General features: G+C 70.9%; 12 protein-coding genes. 5 read left to right on the forward strand and 7 right to left on the reverse strand.

The annotated features are described in order from the left end of the window. Positions 1 to 6: 6 nt before the first annotated feature. Positions 7 to 1,776, forward strand: a complete 1,770-nt coding sequence (locus ACYVOO_RS17350; protein WP_461016538.1) for an alpha/beta hydrolase — start codon at positions 7 to 9, stop codon at positions 1,774 to 1,776. A gap of 55 nt (positions 1,777 to 1,831) precedes the next feature. Beyond that, positions 1,832 to 2,308 (forward strand): hypothetical protein, encoded by a 477-nt coding sequence (locus tag ACYVOO_RS17355; RefSeq protein WP_461016539.1) that lies wholly within the window; start codon positions 1,832 to 1,834, stop codon positions 2,306 to 2,308. Positions 2,309 to 2,373: 65 nt separating this feature from the next. On the opposite strand, the gene ACYVOO_RS17360 is transcribed toward ACYVOO_RS17355, so the two are convergent. Both ACYVOO_RS17360 and ACYVOO_RS17365 read right to left on the reverse strand, forming a co-directional pair. Beyond that, complete coding sequence (locus tag ACYVOO_RS17360; protein WP_461016540.1) at positions 2,374 to 3,477, reverse strand: branched-chain amino acid aminotransferase; 1,104 nt, start codon at positions 3,475 to 3,477, stop codon at positions 2,374 to 2,376. A gap of 237 nt (positions 3,478 to 3,714) precedes the next feature. Next, positions 3,715 to 4,752, reverse strand: coding sequence for a 3-isopropylmalate dehydrogenase (locus ACYVOO_RS17365; protein WP_453349156.1), 1,038 nt, complete (start codon positions 4,750 to 4,752; stop codon positions 3,715 to 3,717). A 218-nt stretch (positions 4,753 to 4,970) separates the two neighbouring features. On the opposite strand from ACYVOO_RS17365, the gene ACYVOO_RS17370 reads away from it, so the two are divergent. After that, entirely contained in the window at positions 4,971 to 6,587 is a 1,617-nt protein-coding gene (locus tag ACYVOO_RS17370) for a purple acid phosphatase family protein (RefSeq protein ID WP_461016541.1), read from the forward strand. Between the two features lie 66 nt (positions 6,588 to 6,653). Here the strand turns inward: ACYVOO_RS17370 and ACYVOO_RS17375 are convergent, their stop codons facing one another. Next, a complete protein-coding gene (locus ACYVOO_RS17375) occupies positions 6,654 to 6,794 on the reverse strand; it encodes a hypothetical protein (protein ID WP_453349154.1) in 141 nt (46 codons plus the stop codon). Positions 6,795 to 7,061: 267 nt separating this feature from the next. Further along, complete coding sequence (locus ACYVOO_RS17380; RefSeq protein ID WP_461016542.1) at positions 7,062 to 7,820, reverse strand: HAD family hydrolase; 759 nt, start codon at positions 7,818 to 7,820, stop codon at positions 7,062 to 7,064. Positions 7,821 to 7,898: 78 nt separating this feature from the next. On the opposite strand from ACYVOO_RS17380, the gene ACYVOO_RS17385 reads away from it, so the two are divergent. After that, positions 7,899 to 8,636, forward strand: a complete 738-nt coding sequence (locus ACYVOO_RS17385) for a nitroreductase family protein (protein WP_461016543.1) — start codon at positions 7,899 to 7,901, stop codon at positions 8,634 to 8,636. Between the two features lie 134 nt (positions 8,637 to 8,770). Here the strand turns inward: ACYVOO_RS17385 and pruA are convergent, their stop codons facing one another. Both pruA and ACYVOO_RS17395 read right to left on the reverse strand, forming a co-directional pair. Continuing rightward, complete coding sequence (gene pruA, locus ACYVOO_RS17390) at positions 8,771 to 10,402, reverse strand: L-glutamate gamma-semialdehyde dehydrogenase (protein WP_461016544.1); 1,632 nt, start codon at positions 10,400 to 10,402, stop codon at positions 8,771 to 8,773. Between the two features lie 111 nt (positions 10,403 to 10,513). Continuing rightward, the gene (locus ACYVOO_RS17395; RefSeq protein ID WP_461016545.1) at positions 10,514 to 11,440 is read right to left on the reverse strand and encodes a proline dehydrogenase family protein; all 927 of its coding nucleotides are present in this window, start codon (positions 11,438 to 11,440) and stop codon (positions 10,514 to 10,516) included. Positions 11,441 to 11,626: 186 nt separating this feature from the next. Here ACYVOO_RS17395 and ACYVOO_RS17400 point away from each other — a divergent pair, with 186 nt between their 5' ends. Next, the gene (locus ACYVOO_RS17400; RefSeq protein ID WP_461016546.1) at positions 11,627 to 13,033 is read left to right on the forward strand and encodes a PucR family transcriptional regulator; all 1,407 of its coding nucleotides are present in this window, start codon (positions 11,627 to 11,629) and stop codon (positions 13,031 to 13,033) included. A 45-nt stretch (positions 13,034 to 13,078) separates the two neighbouring features. Here the strand turns inward: ACYVOO_RS17400 and ACYVOO_RS17405 are convergent, their stop codons facing one another. Then, on the reverse strand, positions 13,079 to 14,086 hold the full coding sequence (locus tag ACYVOO_RS17405) for an alpha/beta hydrolase (protein ID WP_461016547.1): 1,008 nt from the start codon (positions 14,084 to 14,086) through the stop codon (positions 13,079 to 13,081). Positions 14,087 to 14,126 lie beyond the last annotated feature (40 nt).

Below are 14,126 nucleotides of genomic sequence, written 5' to 3' on the forward strand. Positions count from 1 at the left end.
GGAGCCGTGGATTACAAGACCCTCAGCTCCCTGAAGCCCGGCGAGTTCGAAGACGCCGCTGACGGCTACCGCGACACCAGCGACATGGCCGGTGCGGCCAGGGACCGGGTCGAGAAGCAGGTCGGCGCCAAGATGCGGGAAGCACTGGTGGGCAAGGCGCCGAACAAGGCACTCGGCCAGCTCGCGGAACTGGCGAAGAACTTCCATTACATCGAGACCGAGTGCGGCCTGATCAGCACCGCGCTGAACGCCCTCGCCTCCGACCTCCGCGCCGCGAAGAAGAAGCTCGACGGCGCGGTCGAGGACGCGCGGGCCGCGCACTTCACCGTGGAGCCCGACGGATCGGTGCGCTACCCGGCCGGGGGCGACGAAGTCGACGGCGAGGAACCCGAGGGCGGCACCGTCGTCGGCACCACGCAGGAACAGACGCGCACGGAATACGACCAGGCGGCCCGAGCCGCCCCGAACCCGAACCGCGCGCGTGCGCAGGAGTTCGCCGACCGCATCGCCGCCGCCGTCCAGGAGGCTACCGAGGCCGACGAGAAGTGGGCCCCGAAACTGCGCCATCTCAGGGCCGACGACGACTTGGAGGTGTCCTACGCCGACTGGGCCGACGTCCAGAAGGACATGGGGGGTGTGCGCAAGAGCGCCGAAGAGTACCTGGACGGCATCAAGGAGCCGCCGGGGAACGGCAGCCCGAAGGAGAACGCCGCGTGGTGGAAGGGCCTCTCCGAGGACGAGAGAGCCGACTATGTCTCCCTGCACCCGGCGAGCGTGGGGAAGATGGACGGGATTCCGGCCGACGTGCGCGACGACGCGAACCGCGTGGTGCTGGCCGAGAAGAGGGGGCAGTACGAGATGAAGCTGGCCGCCATCGGTCCGGAACCGTGGCCGAAGTACGTGAACGGCGGAGGGCAGGTGGGGATGGTCCAGAGCGACGAATGGATCGCATGGCACAAGAAGGCGAAGCCGTACATCGATTCGATCGACGGCATGAAAGCCATCGAGAACCGCTTCGCCTCCACGGGCCGCAACGGCCTTCCGCCCGCCTACCTGATGAGGTTCTCCCCGGAAGGAAACGGCCGCGCGATCGTCGCGAACGGGAACCCCGACACGGCCGACCACACGGCGGTGTACGTGCCGGGAACCACGTCGAACCTGGGGAAGATCGACGGCGACCTCGAACGCTCGAACAGTCTGTGGCGCTCAACCCAGTCCCTGGACCCGGACAGCAAAGTATCGACCATCACCTGGCTGGGCTACGACGCCCCGCAGGACATTGTGAAGGATTCACCCCAGAGTCACTACGCGGACGAGGGGGCACCCGCCTTCAACAGGTTCATGGACGGTCTAGCGGCGGCCAACACGACGGATTCGGGAGGCCACCACACCGCTGTCGGCCATTCATATGGCACTACGCTCATCGGCTCGGCGGCCCGGCAGGGCGAGCTGAACGCGGATGACGTGGTGTTCGCCGGGAGCCCGGGTGTGCAGGTAGGCGAGGCTTCCGAACTGGATGTCCCCAAGGGGCATGTCTGGAACGAAGAGGCGGAGGGAGATGCGGTTCCGGACATCGGACGCTACGGCCACGGCGGGAGCCAGTGGAACATCGGTGGCGGCACACAGCTCATCCCCAGCGACGACGCGTTCGGCGCCCGTCAGATGCAGACCGACACCGAAGGACACAGCGACTACTGGTCCCCCGGATCGCGGAGCCTGAGAAACCAGGCCGCGGTCGTCATCGGGGAGTACGGCAGGGTGACGATTGAAGACTAAGCAAGCCGCGGGCATTCCGCTGCTCTCGGCTTTTCTCGTACTGACAGGATGCGGCGTGAACAGCTCCGAGGACCCGAAGGAATCCGAACCCGTCGCAGCGCGAAGTGTCGAGGATGCGGACGAAGAAACGAAGGAAGTATCGAGCCGCATTCTCGACATCATCGACCTGAAAGGAAAGGTTTCCGAGCCGGGGCCAGGAGTGAATTCCTGCGAGGGGCGGGACACGGAGAAGTTCTACAAGATGATCCACCCCTGGAGCCTGACCGGCGCGGAGAACGGAGAGCTGAGGCAAGCCATGACGCGCCTCAGGGAAAAGCTCCCCAAGGAAGGCTGGAAGATCGTCGCTTACGGCAGGAACAGCAGCCGCGCCAAATCCCTGGAACTCACGGCGGACAACCACGAGAAGAAATTCGGTGTCAACGTGGAGCTGTGGGAGGAGAAGGAGAGCAGCGGAAAGAAACCGAAGCTGGTCGTCAGCGTCATCTCCGCCTGCTACCAAACACCGAAAGGTGAGAAGGTCGAACCGTACTGAGACCCCGCCGCCGACGAGCAGCCCCCGTCGGCGGCGGCACCGGAATCAGCCGTACCGGCGCAGCCTCAGCCCAGCCGGTGCATCCACCCGTGCGCGTCCTCGGCGCGCCCCGTCTGGACCCCGAGCAGCGCTTCACGGAGCCGCATCGTGATCTCGCCGGGTTCGCCGTCGCCGACGGTCCAGGAGCCGTGGGTGGACTTCGCCTCGCCGACGGGGGTGATCACGGCCGCCGTGCCGCAGGCGAAGACCTCGCTGATGGAGCCGTCCGCGTTGCCCTGGCGCCAGTCGTCGGTGGAGATGCGGGCCTCGGCCGTCTTGTAGCCGAGGTCGGCCGCGATGGTGAGCAGGGAGTCGCGGGTGATGCCGGGCAGCAGGGTGCCGGTCAGCTCGGGGGTGACGATGGTGGCCTCCGGGCCGGTCCCGTACACGAAGTACAGGTTCATGCCGCCCATCTCCTCGATCCAGCGGCGCTCGTTCGCGTCCAGCCAGACCACCTGGTCGCAGCCGTGCTGCGCGGCCTCGGCCTGGGCGACGAGTGACGCGGCGTAGTTGCCCGCGCACTTGGCCTCGCCCGTGCCGCCGGGCGCGGCGCGCACGTAGTCCTCGGAGAGCCAGACGGAGACGGGCTTGATGCCGCCGGAGAAGTAGGGCCCTGCGGGCGAGGCGATGATCATGAAGAGGTACTCGTTGGCCGGGCGCACGCCCAGGCCGACCTCGCTCGCGAACATGAAGGGCCGCAGGTACAGCGACTCCTCCCCCACGCCGGGGACCCACTCCCTGTCCTGCTGGACGAGCAGGTCGCACGCCTCGATGAAGGTCTCGACGGGCAGCTCGGGCATGGCGAGCCGCCGGGCGCTGCGCTGGAAGCGCTTGGCGTTGGCGTCGGGGCGGAAGACGGCGACGGAGCCGTCGGGCTGGCGGTAAGCCTTCAGGCCCTCGAAGATCGACTGCGCGTAGTGCAGCGTCATGTTGGCCGGGTCCATCTGGAGCGGCGCGTACGGCTGGAGCTGCGCGTCGTGCCAGCCCCGGCCCTCGGTCCACTTGATGGTGATCATGTGGTCCGTGAAGTGGCGGCCGAAGCCCGGGTCGGCCAGCACTGCCTCGCGCTCCGCGTCGGACAGCGGCTGAGAGGAGGGCTTGAGATCGAAGTCGATACGGGGCGTCGTCATGTGAGCGCGTCCTTCGCTGAGTGTCGTGGCGGACCGCGCTCCCGTCGCCCCTGTGCGCTGGGGTACGTGGACGTCCGAGCTTTCCCTCGTACTGCGGCCCCGCGTCCGATTATCGCTCGCGGAGTTCCGCACAGGGATCGCGGGTGGGCGGTCCTGAGATCGATGGTGACACCCAACCGCTGAGTAGCACAGCGGCCGGGCGTCTGAGGCCCGGCCGCTGTGGTGTGACAGCCGGGGCTACTGCGCTACTCGTACCGCGAGCGCGTCGCCGATCTCGTCCGTCGTACGGGAGTCCGCGCGCTCGGAGAGGTCGGCCGTGACGGCGTCCTCGATACGGGCGGCCTCGGCCTCGAAGCCGAGGTGCCGCAGCAGCAGGGCGACGGAGAGGACCGTCGCCGTGGGGTCGGCCTTGCCGGTGCCCGCGATGTCGGGCGCCGAGCCGTGGACGGGCTCGAACATGGAGGGGAACTCACCGGTCGGGTTCACGTTCCCGGAGGCGGCCAGGCCGATGCCGCCGCTGACGGCGGCGGCGAGGTCGGTGAGGATGTCGCCGAAGAGGTTGTCGGTGACGATCACGTCGAAGCGGGCCGGGTCGGTGACGAGGAAGATCGTCGCGGCGTCGACGTGGAGGTAGTCGGTGGTGACCTCGGGGTACTCCTCGCCGATCTTGTCGAAGAGGTTCTTCCAGAGGTGGCCCGCGTGCACGAGCACGTTGTTCTTGTGCACGAGGGTCAGCTTCTTGCGGGTGCGTGCGTTGGCCCGCTCGTAGGCGTCCCGCACGACGCGCTCGACGCCGTACGCGGTGTTCACGCTGACCTCGTTGGCGACCTCGGCGGGGGTGCCGGTGCGGATGCTGCCGCCGTTGCCCACGTACGGGCCCTCGGTGCCCTCGCGGACGACGACGAAGTCGATGTCCGGGCGGCCCGCGAGCGGGCTCTCCGTGTTCGGGAACAGCTTCGAGGGGCGGAGGTTCACGTAGTGGTCGAAGGCGAAGCGCAGCTTCAGCAGGAGCCCGCGCTCCAGCACACCGGAGGGAACGCTCGGGTCGCCGATCGCGCCCAGCAGGATCGCGTCGTGCTCCTTGAGCTGCTCCAGCTCGGCGTCCGGGAGGGTCTCCCCCGTCGCGTGCCAGCGCTGGGCGCCGAGATCGTACTGCTTGGTCTCCAGCTTCACGTCCTGCGGAAGGACGGCGGACAGGACCTTGAGACCCTGGGCCACGACCTCCTTGCCGATTCCGTCACCGGGGATCACTGCGAGGCTGATGCTGCGAGACATGGGGGGACCCTACTCCCCGTCCCATGGGATGACACAACCCGTCCACATCGCGGACGCGCTCGGTGGGCTTGCGCTCGGGCTCCCACCGTGGCTTCTCCCCGTGGGCTCTCACCGTGGCAGTCGGGTGTCGTTCACCGTGTGTACGTCCCAGGGTCTACCGCGAGTTGTTACCCGCTGGGAATTTGGAGCACATGACCTCAGCGCGCGATCTACCGAACATGGGAGTTCCGGCACGGCTCGCCGAGCGGATGAGCATGGCCGAGCAGCACGAATACCTGCGCGGCAAGCTGTCGCGCGGCGCGAAGCGGAGCGCCGTGTCCCGGCGCGGCGTCCTGCGCGGCGGCGGCATCGTGACGGCGGGCGCGCTCGGCGGCGCCGGACTGGTCACGGCGGGCGACTCCGCGCTGGGCTCGGGCGCACCGGGCGGGCAGCAGCTCTCGCCCACGCTCGTGGCCAGTCCGGTGCGGGTGGACGGCTCGCTCGTCGCGCCCTTCGGCCGCCATCTCGCCTTCGGGGCCGACCCGAAGACCCAGATGCGCGTCTCGTGGCAGGTGCCCTTCGCGGTCAAGCGCCCCTATCTGCGGGTCGGGCGCGCACCGTGGGACCTCGGCAAGAAGATCGAGGCCGAGGTGCGCGCGCTGCACACCCCGTCGCTGTCCAAGGAGCTGCCCGAGGTCGACCAGCTCTATCTGCACGCGGCGCTGGACGGGCTGCGGCCCGGCACCACGTACTACTACGGCGTCGGACACGACGGCTTCGACCCGACGGCGGCCGACCGGCTCGCCACGATCGGCTCCTTCACCACGGCCCCGGCCGGCTCCGGCGAGAAGTTCGTCTTCACGGCCTTCGGCGACCAGGGCGTCAGCTACGACGCGCTCGCCAACGACCAGTTGATCCTCGGCCAGAACCCGTCCTTCCATCTGCACGCGGGCGACATCTGCTACGCCGACGACTCGGGCCACGGCAAGGAGTCCGACCACTACGACGCACGGGTGTGGGACCAGTTCCTCGCGCAGACCGAGTCGGTGGCCGCGCGGGTGCCGTGGATGGTGACGACCGGCAACCACGACATGGAGGCGTGGTACTCGCCGAACGGGTACGGCGGCCAGTCGGCGCGCTGGTCCCTGCCGGAGAACGGGCCGGACGCCAGGAACGCGCCGGGGGTCTACTCGTTCGTCTACGGCAACGTCGGCGTGATCGCGCTGGACGCCAACGACGTCTCCTACGAGATCCCCGCCAACAAGGGCTACACGGACGGCGCCCAGACCCGCTGGCTGGCCCGGCGCCTCAAGGAGCTGCGGGCCTCGGACGCGGTGGACTTCATCGTGGTCTTCTTCCACCACTGCGCGTACTCGACGAGCACCCACGCCTCGGACGGCGGCGTCCGCGACGCGTGGGTCGGCCTCTTCGAGAAGCACGAGGTGGATCTCGTCGTCAACGGCCACAACCACGTCTACGAGCGCACCGACCCCGTGCGGGGCGGCGAGCCCACCAGGAAGCTGCCGGTCGGCGAAACCACCGATCCCACCAGGGACGGGACGGTGTATGTGACGGCGGGCGGCGCGGGCAAGAAGCTCTACGACTTCCCCGTGCCGGACAGCTACGAGGGGCACGTGGACGACCGCGACAGCGTGCGCACCTTCCACTGGACCGAGAGCCGGGTCCCGGACCCGGACCGCGTCGAGTGGTCGCGGGTGCGCTACACCGGCTTCTCGTTCCTCGCCGTCGAGTCCGACCCGGGTGCTTCGGGGCGTCCGCCGTCGCTGGACGTCACGGCCCTGGCCGAGTCGGGCGAGCGCGTCGACCACTTCAGGGTGACGCGCCGGGCTCAGTGAGCCCTCGGCACTCGCGGGTCGGCGCGTGCGGGACGGACGGGACGGGGCGCGGCGGGAAAGTGGAGGTCAGTGGCCCGTCGCGCCGCCGTTGTCGCGGCGGTCGAGCGCGCGCTGGAGCGCGGCGGCGGCGTTCTTGCGGTCGGCGTCCTGGCCGTCCGTACGGACGGCGGCGGCGTGGCGGGCGCGGCGGCGAGTGGTCGCGTTCATGATCGGCAACTCCTTCTGCACACATGGACGAAGAAGGGACTCAACGCGCCGGAAGGGGCGGGGGCATCAGGTGCGGCAGGGGTCACCTGCCTCGGGGCACCAAGCCTCACCCGCCATTCGCTGATGAAGCGAGACGTTCGGCTCCTACAAAGGTAGAAGCCATGAGCCGTGATGTCTCGCCAATTAGTTGGCCTTCCTACTATCTGAGACGAACGCCACCCCGGACGCCGCCCTCCCCCGGCCCCCGGGAGCCTCGCGGCGAAGGCGTCAGGACGCCCGGGAAAGGCCCGTGAGCAGGGCGGGAAGCTCCGCCAGCGTCGTGATCCGCAGCGACGGCGCGACGGCACCCGGTGCGGCCCCCTCCGCTTCGGGATCGGACGCGGGGGCGGGGGCGGGGGCGGGTTCAGGGCCCGTGCGGTCCAGCCAGACGCCCCGCAGGCCCGCGGCCTCGGCGGCGAGTGCGTCGATGTCGGCGCGGTCGCCGACGTACGCGACCTCCCCCGGCGGCAGCCGCAGCGCCTCGCAGGCCGCGAGGAACGCCTCGGGCGCGGGCTTGGCGTGGCCGACGCGGTCGGCGCACAGCAGCAGCTCCAGCCGGTCGCGGATGCCGAGGGTGCGCAGCTTGCGCTCCTGGATCGTGGTGGCCGCGTTGGACAGGACGCCGTGCCGGTAGCCGGGGGTGAGCGCGTCGAGCGCCGGGAGGGCGTCGGGGAAGAGGGCCCACGCCTCCTCGTAGAGCGTCACGTAGCGCGCGAACCAGGCGTCGGCCTCGGCATCGGTGAGCGGAGTGCCGAGGAAAGCCCGCGCCCGCTCCCTGCGGTGCTCCTTGAAGCCCAGTTCGCCCGCGACGAAGCGCCCGAACTGCTCCTCCATCACCGCCGCCCAGCGCGTCAGCGCCTCCTCGGCCGAGCCGTACCGCTCCAGCAGCCCCTCGGTCTCGATGTGCCGCAGGGCGGCGGCACGGTCCGAGTTCGTGTAGTCGAAGAGGGTGTCGTCAACGTCCCACAGGACGGCGCGAATCGGCATGTCAGGACGGTAACAGGGGCTGCCGCCACGTCATCTGACCGTTCTGGACTGCATCCGACGGTCCTAGACTGCGCGGCCATGACAGACGACCAGGCCACTGACCACGCCACGGAGCCGGTGCCCGGATCCGGGCCTCCGCTCTTCGAGACCATGTCCACGATGCGCGCGATGCGGCGGCTCAAGCCCGATCCCGTGCCGGAGGAGATGCTGGAGCGGCTCGTCCAGGCCGCCGTGTGGGCGCCGAGCGGCTCGAACCTCCAGCAGTTCCACTACCTCGTGGTGACCGACCGGGAGGTGATGGCGCGCCTCGCCCCGCTGTGGAAGCGGTGCGTGGACGCGTACCTCGGCTCGGCGGGCAAGGCCACCCCGCCCACCATGGACGCGGACGCCTACCGGCGCATGGTCGCCGCCATCGAGTACCAGCGCGACCACTTCGCCGAGACCCCCGCGCTGATCATGCCCTGCTACCGCTACCTCCAGGACAAGGGCAGCGCCGAGGGGCTGCGCGCGATGAAGGACGCGCTCGGCGCGGGCGCGACGGCGCGGCTGCTGCGGGGCAACGTCTTCGGCTCGATCGCGGAGGCGTCCAGCGTCTACCCCGGGGTGCAGAACCTGCTGCTCGCGGCGCGCGGCATGGGTCTGGGGGCCACGCTGACCGTCTGGCACCTGTTCCTGGAGCGGGAGTGGAAGGAGGCGCTGGGCATCCCGAAGGACGTCCACACCTTCGGCGTCGTCCCGGTGGGCTGGCCCAAGGGCAGGTTCGGCCCCGTGAGCCGCCGTCCCCTGGGCGAGGTCATCCACCGCGACCGGTGGTGACCCGTACACGGGTGCCGTACACGGGTGCCGTACACCGGTGCCGTACGCCGGACCCGGCGCGACCCGTACGCCCGTGGTCCCGGCGGTCCGTGCGAGGGGCCGCCGGGACCACGGGGGCTTGAGGTCCTGGGACCTCAGCCCATGTGCGGGTAGCGGTAGTCCGTCGGGGCCACCTGGGTCTCCTTGATGGCGCGCGGGGAGGACCAGCGCAGCAGGTTGAACTTCGAGCCCGCCTTGTCGTTGGTGCCCGAGGCGCGGGCGCCGCCGAAGGGCTGCTGGCCGACGATCGAGCCCGTCGGCCGGTCGTTCAGATAGAAGTTGCCCGCCGCGAAGCGCAGCTTCTCAGAGGCCGCGGCCAGGACCGCGCGGTCCTGGGCCAGGACGGCGCCGGTCAGCGCGTAGGCGGAGGCGGACTCCATCTGCTCCAGCATGGCGTCGAACTCGGCGTCCTCGTAGACGTGGACGGCGATGACCGGGCCGAAGTACTCGGTCTTGAAGACCTCGTTCTCCGGGTCGGAGCAGGCGATGACCGTCGGGCGGACGAAGTAGCCGACCGAGTCGTCGTAGGTGCCGCCCGCGACGATCTCGCAGGTCGGGTCCTCCTTCGCGCGGTCGATCGCGGCCTTGTTCTTGGCGAACGCGCGGTCGTCGATCACGGCGCCCATGAAGTTGGACAGGTCGGTGACGTCCCCCATGGTGAGCCCGTCGGCCTCCTGGGCCAGCTCCTCCTTGAAGCCGTCCTCCCAGATGGAGCGCGGGATGTACGCGCGGGAGGCGGCGGAGCACTTCTGGCCCTGGTACTCGAAGGCGCCGCGCGTGACGGCGGTCTTCAGGATCGCCCGGTCGGCGCTGGAGTGGGCGACGATGAAGTCCTTGCCGCCGGTCTCGCCGACGATCCTCGGGTACGAGCGGTAGCCCGAGATGTTGTTGCCGACCTGCTGCCACAGGTGCTGGAAGGTGGCCGTCGAGCCGGTGAAGTGGATGCCCGCCAGCTCCGGGTGCGGCAGCGCGACCTCGGAGACCTCCTTGCCGTCGCCCGTCACCAGGTTGATGACGCCCTTGGGCATGCCCGCCTCCTCCAGCAGCTCCATGAGGAGGATCGCGGAGTGGGTCTGCGTCGGGGAGGGCTTCCAGACCACGACGTTGCCCATGAGGGCCGGGGCCGTGGGGAGGTTGCCCGCGATGGCGGTGAAGTTGAACGGCGTGATCGCGTAGACGAAGCCCTCCAGCGGGCGGTGGTCCATGCGGTTCCACACGCCCTTGGGCTGGATGAGCGGCTGCTCGTTGAGGATCTCGCGGCCGAAGTGGACGTTGAAGCGCCAGAAGTCGATCAGCTCGCAGGGCGCGTCGATCTCGGCCTGCTGCGCGGTCTTGGACTGGCCGAGCATGGTGGACGCGGCGATCTTCTCGCGCCAGGGCCCGGACAGCAGCTCGGCGGCCTTGAGGATGATCGCGGCGCGGTCGTCGAAGGACAGCGCGCGCCAGGCCGGGGCCGCGGCCAGGGCCGCGTCGATCGCGTCCTGCGCGTCCTGGCGGGTGGCGTTGCGGTAGCTGCCGATGACGGCCTTGTGGTTGTGCGGCTGCACGACGTCCACGCGCTCGCCGCCGCCCATGCGCTTCTCGCCGTTGATGGTCATCGGCAGGTCGATCGGGTTCTCGGCCAGCTCCTTGAGCTGCTGCTCAAGGCGGGCACGCTCGGCGCTGCCGGGCGCGTAGGTGTGGACCGGCTCGTTGTACGGGGCGGGAACCTGGGTCACAGCGTCCATGACTGCCGTGCCTCCTTCACTCGTGCGAACTGTCAGGTATCTCAGGTTTCAGGGTCTGTGCCGGCGCTGTGCCGCCTGAGCGCCAGCGGCCCCGGGCGCGCGGCCCCGGGTTCAGCCGCGGGTGGCCAGTGAGCGCAGGAAGAACGCGAGGTTGGCCGGGCGCTCGGCGAGACGGCGCATGAAGTACCCGTACCAGTCTGTCCCGTATGGGATGTAAACGCGCATACGGTGACCCTCCGCCACCAGCCGCTCCTGCTCGGCGGCGCGGATGCCGTACAGCATCTGGAACTCGTACTCGTCGGGCTTGCGGCCGAAGCGCCGTGCCAGCTCCTGCCCGATGGCGACCATCCGGGGGTCGTGCGAGCCGATCATGGGGTAGCCGTCGCCCGCCATCAGGATCTTGAGGCAGCGGACGTACGCCCTGTCCACCTCGCGCTTGTCCTGGAAGGCGACCTCGGCGGGCTCCTTGTACGCACCCTTCACCAGGCGCACCCGCGAGCCCTCACCGGCCAGCGCGTGGCAGTCGTCCTCGGTCCTGAAGAGGTACGACTGCACGACGGCGCCGGTCTGCGGGAAGCGCTCGCGCAGCTTCGCGAGGATCGCGAGGGTGGAGTCCACGGTGGTGTGGTCCTCCATGTCCAGGGTGACCGTCGTGCCCGCGGCGGCCGCGGCCTCGACGACGGGCAGGACGTTCGCGTACGCGAGGTCGTCGCCGCCGGGGAGCGCCTGCCCGAAGGCCGACAGCTTCACGGACATCTCCGCGCGCGGCCCCAGGCCCTCGCCCGCGAGGGAGTCGGCGAGGGCGAGATAGGCGTCGCGGTTGCGGAGCGCCTCGGACCGGTCCGTGATGTCCTCGCCCAGGTGGTCGAGGGTGACCTCCATGCCGTGGCCGGCCAGCGACCGCACGGATTCGAGGCACTGGTCGAGCCGCTCGCCCGCCACGTAACGGTCCACGACGGGACGGGTGACCGGCGCGGCCGAGACGACGCGACGGATGCTGTCGCTGCGCGCGGCGGCGAGAAGCACGGGACCCAGCACGGGCACCTCCACAAATGATCTTTTCAACGGCAGGGAAGCCACCCAGAACATAAGGATCGCGCCCTCGCGGGACCATCGACACCTGTCACGCTTCCGTGGCCCGGATCTCAGACATCTGTATGAGGCTGTACGAGAATGGACCGTGACGGTGGAGCAGAGCGGGACACGAGAGGGCGACGGGGACACATGCGCGAGGACTACCAGGCGCTCATCGACGAGGTGTCCACGCTGCTGGGCACCCCCGCCACGCTGGAGGGGCGCGACTTCGGGCTGATCGCCTTCGGCGCCCACGAGAGCGACGGCGAGAGCCCGGACCTGACCCTGGACACGGTCCGCACCCGCACGATCCTCCAGCGCCGCTCCACGGCCGAGGTGCGCGCCTGGTTCGAGAGCTTCGGCATCACCCGCGCGACGGGCCCCGTCCGCATCCCGCCCGAGCCCGCCGCCGGTGTGGTGCACGGCCGCGTCTGCCTCCCGGCGCGCAGCGGCGGGGTGGCGTACGGCTACATCTGGCTGCTCGACGACGGCGCCCTCGACCTCGCGGGCCCGCGGCTGGCCGCCGCCATGGAGTCGGCCTCGCGCATCGGCGCGCTGCTGGCGGCCGAGGCACGCGCGGGCGCCCGCACGGGCGAGCTGCTGCGGGCCCTGCTGACGGGGCCCGCGGCTTCGGGGCGCCGTGACGAGACCGTCGCCGAGCTGCGCCGCGTGCTGGGGCAGGGCGCGCAGGGGCCGATGGCGATGGTGGCGGTCACGCCCTGGGCGCCGGGCGGGGGCGGGGGCGGGGGCGGCTCCGGGGCGGCCGGGGGCGAGGGCGCGGGCGCGGCGCCGTCGGCGGTGCCCGGCGGCACGGCCGGGATGCCGAACGTGGCGGCGCAGTGCGTGGTGCCCGTGGCGCGCCCTGACGGGAGCGGCGGGGGCGGCGGGGGCGGGCCCGCGAACGGGGCCGTGGGCGGTGCCGAAGGAGCGGGCGGCGACGCGGCGCCCCGGAACGCCGCGAGCGGCCCCGGTGCGGGCGAGGGCGAAGCGGGCGGGGGCGGCGGGGACGGCTCCGGCACATCCGCGCTCGCCGTGCTCGTGCGGCTGCGCTCCTCCGACGGCCTGGGCCCGGCCCGCACGGCGGCACAACGGCTGCTGCGCTCGCACCCGGGGGGCGGGGGCGGGGCGGGCACGACGGGTGCGACGGGCGCGAGCGCCGGGATCAGCGCGTCCCGCACCGGGCTCGCCCAACTGCCCGCCGCATGGCGGGAGGCCGTGGCCGCGGCGCGCGCCGCACACGCCGAGCCCTCGCTGGGCGCGCCGGCCGAGTGGGCGTCGATCGGCCCGTACCGGCTGCTCACCGCGCTGCCCCCGGGCGGCGTCCCGGACCCCGCCGTACGCGAACTGCTGCGGCCCGCGCACCGCGAGATGGCCCGCACAGCCGAGGTGTACCTCGACTGCGCGGGCCAGGCGGGACGCACGGCCGCGGCGCTCGGCATCCACCGGCAGACCCTCTACTACCGCCTCTCGCGCGTCGAACAGCTCACGGGCCTCGACCTGGACGACGGCGAGCACCGGCTGCTGCTGCACATGGCGCTGAAGGCGGCGCGGATGTGAGGACGGATCGGGTACGCGAACGCGGCGCCACGGGCGTTACGGGTGCTACGCCGGGCGGAGCCGCGCGATGATCCCGTCGAGGTCGCGCCGGAACAGGTGCTCGCGGACGAAGTGCCCGCCCGGCTCCTCGTACCACTCGTGCGGGATGCCGACGTCGCCGAGGCGGGCCCGGAACTCCCGCTGGCCCGCGAGGACCTGGGTCTCGTTGACCGTGTCGAACCAGTTGACGGGGTCAGGGCTGGTGCCCGCGACGAGGAAGACCCGCTTGTTGCGGTAGCTCTCGATGCGCTCGACCGGGTTGTCGGCGCTGACCCTGGTCTCGTCCCAGAACGGGGCCCCGTAGACCGTGCCGCCGCCCAGGTCCAGCGCCGCCGAGGTCGCGTTGGCCCAGTGGACGACCAGCCCCGAGTCGCGGCGCAGGCTGGCGGGTCCCGAGTGCGCGCTCACCGAGGCGAAGTGGCCGTAGTACTTGGCCGCGTACTTCAGCGCGCCGAAGCCGCCCATCGAGAACCCGGAGACGGCGCGACCGTCGTACTCCGCGTAGGCGCGGAAGTTCGCCTCGACCCACGGGAGCAACTGGTTGATGTGGAAGGTCTCCCAGTTCCGTGGCCCGGTGAACGAGTTGACGGGGTTGGAGTACCAGCCCGCGTGCCCGCCGTCGGGCATCACGACGATGAGCGGCTTGCCCTCGGTCCAGGCGCGGATGCCGAGCCGGTCGAAGGTGATGAAGTCCTGGTCGGTGCCGCCGCCGTGGAACAGATAGAGGACGGGGTACGTGCGTCCGCTGGTGTGGTAGCCGTCGGGGAGCAGGACGTTGACGCCCGGGTCCCACTCGACCGCGTCGGTCGCGAACCGGTAGTACCACATGCGGGGGTCGCTCTCGTTGCGGTCGACGATGCGCAGCCCGAAGCCGTCGTCGGCCGTCGGAGCCTTCGGCGCCGCGGCGGCGCCCGAAGCGGACGCGACGACGCCGCCTCCGGCGAGGGCCATCGCCGTCGAGATGCCTCCGACGGTCCTTAAGACACTTCTGCGGGTGGGTCGGTGCTCGCCCAACGCGGGCCTCCTGGTCGGGAAGTGACACGGACGCGGCTAC

It is taken from the genome of Streptomyces daliensis (genome assembly GCF_054782395.1).

Coding starts and splice junctions, on each gene's coding strand:
- ACYVOO_RS17360 (WP_461016540.1), bottom strand. CDS start 3,477: ATGACGACGCCCCGTATCGACTTCGATCTCAAGCCCTCCTCTCAGCCG.
- ACYVOO_RS17365 (WP_453349156.1), bottom strand. CDS start 4,752: ATGTCTCGCAGCATCAGCCTCGCAGTGATCCCCGGTGACGGAATCGGC.
- ACYVOO_RS17370 (WP_461016541.1), top strand. CDS start 4,971: ATGGGAGTTCCGGCACGGCTCGCCGAGCGGATGAGCATGGCCGAGCAG.
- ACYVOO_RS17375 (WP_453349154.1), bottom strand. CDS start 6,794: ATGAACGCGACCACTCGCCGCCGCGCCCGCCACGCCGCCGCCGTCCGT.
- ACYVOO_RS17380 (WP_461016542.1), bottom strand. CDS start 7,820: ATGCCGATTCGCGCCGTCCTGTGGGACGTTGACGACACCCTCTTCGAC.
- ACYVOO_RS17385 (WP_461016543.1), top strand. CDS start 7,899: ATGACAGACGACCAGGCCACTGACCACGCCACGGAGCCGGTGCCCGGA.
- pruA (WP_461016544.1), bottom strand. CDS start 10,402: ATGGACGCTGTGACCCAGGTTCCCGCCCCGTACAACGAGCCGGTCCAC.
- ACYVOO_RS17400 (WP_461016546.1), top strand. CDS start 11,627: ATGCGCGAGGACTACCAGGCGCTCATCGACGAGGTGTCCACGCTGCTG.